At 60.7% G+C, this 3,000-nt stretch carries 2 protein-coding genes; one reads left to right on the plus strand and one right to left on the minus strand.

The features are described from left to right. Nucleotides 1–242: 242 nt before the first annotated feature. Entirely contained in the window at nucleotides 243–899 is a 657-nt protein-coding gene (locus AC0V2Y_RS28310) for an SDR family oxidoreductase (RefSeq protein ID WP_475417837.1), read from the minus strand. 546 nt (nucleotides 900–1,445) lie between these two features. Between AC0V2Y_RS28310 and AC0V2Y_RS28315 the strand changes: the two genes are divergently transcribed. Beyond that, nucleotides 1,446–2,801, plus strand: a complete 1,356-nt coding sequence (locus tag AC0V2Y_RS28315; RefSeq protein ID WP_475417836.1) for a chitinase — start codon at nucleotides 1,446–1,448, stop codon at nucleotides 2,799–2,801. Nucleotides 2,802–3,000 lie beyond the last annotated feature (199 nt).

Raw genomic sequence — 3,000 nt, forward strand, 5'->3', positions numbered from 1 at the left:
TTCGGGCGGCCTGGATGGGTATGATGGAAAAATTCTCAGCGTCTTTTAATTCACTGTTATCGGGCGCCAGCCCGCGCCAAGCCTCGTTCTTGACGCGCTGATAACAGTTTTCGCGCTGGCACTACACTCTATAAATTATGCGAAGTTATGGGTGGGTTTGTCAAATCCCTCGTTTTGGAACTTATACAATCGCAAATGCGATTTTGGCCCTTTGCGCGCCGCTGTCGCCGGTCGCGCACAAGCTACATGAAATACGGCTTGTCCCCGTCCGTGTTCGGTTTGTTCACGCCCAGGTTGGCGTGCATGTGCAGGTCTTGCGTTTCGATGATGCTGGCGATCAGGTCCGCTACGCTCCTGCGCGACACCACGGTGCCTTTGAATGGCGCATGGCGCGTGGTCAGTTCGTAGTCGACTTCGTCTTCGTTCGTCATCCAGGCTGGGCGCACGATGGTGTATGCCAGGCCCGATGCTTCGATTGCGTCGGCGGCGCGGCGGAATGGTTTCAGGTCTTCGGCCAGCATGGCGTTGTTCCACTCGCCGAATTTGCCGGGAACTTCATCGTAGATGCCCATCGACAGGACGAAAATCAGGCGTTCGACGGCCGAGGCCCGCATGGCGGCGATGATGCTGTTGGCCTGGGCTTCCATGTCGTCGCCCACCAGATTGGCGTAGACCACATCGTGACCGGGCATCGTTTGCCGCAGCAAGGCCTGGTCCAGCACGTCACCGGCCAGCACGCTGCCGTTGGCCGGGACTGGCGTTGGCAGCTTGCCGGGATTGCGCAGCAACAGCGTCAAGGCGATGTTGTCACGGCCCGCGAAGGCGCGGATGACCCACTGCGCCACCTGTCCGCCTGCGCCCAGTATCAATATCTTTTTCATCGTTATCGCTTTCGTCATGGCACGCCGCCATGCAGGAAGTTACAGGTTTTCTTTGACTAAAGGAACACGGCGCGCTTGAAAAAAAGACAAAAACGCCCCCATGAGTGCCAGCCCATCGCCTTGTCTCTTGGTAGATTGCTGCCCATGTAATTTCAATAAAATCAGGTGCTTGCCAACTATGTTGAATGAGAAATCTCAACATCGGAGGAGCAATCAGGAGACCCGCATGACCCACTCGCATCCACGCACTGCGCTTCTTTTAGCGCATTGCCGCCGCTTTCTGTCCTTTGCTGGCACCCTAGCCATCGCGGCCGTCCTCCTCCCTTCCCCGCCCTGCTCCCGGCGCTCTTGCGTACACCATACCAGCGCACCGGAAAACAGGCACTGGTATGGCCCGCGTCGCCTATCCCGAGGGGAAAGTCCGCAACTGGTATTGTGATCTTGCGCAAAGAATAAAACCAGTTGACTACCACCTGCAATGCTTGCACTCTGAAAAATCGGACGGTGATAAACCGGCTCGGCCATGAAAAAAATACACAAGGAGATGCAATGAACCGGACAGTCATGAATACCCTCATCATTACCCTCTTCGGCGGGACGTTGGCCGCTTGCGGCGGCGGCAGCGACGGCTCCAGCGCAGGCGCGAGCCAGCTGCTGGCGGGCGCCACCGAAGCGGTCGCCTGCTACACGCCATGGAACAGCGGCACCGCCTACAATGGCGGCGGCAAGGCCAGCTACAACAACGTCAATTACACGGCCAACTGGTGGACGCAAGGCAATAACCCGTCGACCAGCAGCGGCGGCGCCGGCAGCGGTCAGCCATGGACGGTGGTGGGAGACTGCGGCACGCCGACGCCGACTCCTACCCCAACGCCTACGCCCACCCCGACACCGACGCCTACCCCAACACCAACGCCAACTCCTACGCCGACACCAACACCAACACCAACTCCAACACCGACGCCGACGCCGACCGGCCTGGCCAAGCACGCGCTGATCGGCTACTGGCACAACTTCACCAACCCCAGCGGCGCCACCTATCCGATCAGCCAGGTCAGCGACGAGTGGGACGTGATCGTTGTCTCGTTCGGCGACAACGCGGGTGGCGGCAATGTCAGCCTGACCATCGATCCGGGCGCGGGCACGGAAGCGCAGTTCATCGCCGACGTGGCCGCCAAGCGGGCCAAGGGCAAGAAAGTCATCCTGTCGCTGGGCGGGCAAAACGGTTCCGTTTCCGTCGGCAACACGTCCGAAGCGACGAATTTCACCAACAGCCTGTACGCCATCATCACGAAATATGGCTTCGACGGCATCGATCTGGACCTGGAAAACGGCGTGGCGCAGGGCGCGGCCATCCAGACGTATCTGCCGATCGCCGTGAAAAACCTGAAAGCCAAGGTCGGCAGCAGCTTTTACCTGTCGATGGCGCCGGAATGGGTGTACGTGGAAGGGGGCTACACGAGCTATGGCAGCATCTGGGGCGCCTACATTCCCATCATCAACGCCTTGCGCAGCGAGCTGACGGTCCTGCACCCGCAGTATTACAACAACGGCGACATCTACACGCCGTACGCCACGGGCGCCATCAAGGCCGGTTCGGCCGACCAGCTGGTGGCCACGGCGCGCATGCTGATCGAGGGCTTTAACTATGGCGGCAATACCTTCGCTGGCCTGCGTCCGGACCAGGTGGGCTTCGGCGTGCCGTCGGGCCGCAGTTCGGCCGGCTCCGGCTTCACGACGAATGCCGACGTCAGCAACGCCCTGAATTGCCTGACGCGCCTGCTCAACTGCGGCACCATCAAGCCGCTGCAGGCGTATCCGGACTTCCGCGGCGTGATGACGTGGTCGATCAACTGGGACCGCCACGATGGCTATAACTTCTCCGTACCGACGAAGAACGTGCTGAAGACCTTGCCGTAAGGCGCCAGGCGGGCCGGAGGAGACTGCCCTCCTCCGGCCTGCCGCTTCTTCAAACCATATATAGTCAGGCGTGTTCACGCCCCAGGCTGGAACACCAGCCGCTCCAGGTCGCTCATCCGCCAGTCCAGCACACGGTCGCGCCAGCTTGGCTTGCCGTCATGGGCCAGCACGTGGCGCGCATAGGCGCAAAACCGGGCCG

The organism is Janthinobacterium sp. BHSEK, from assembly GCF_056174685.1.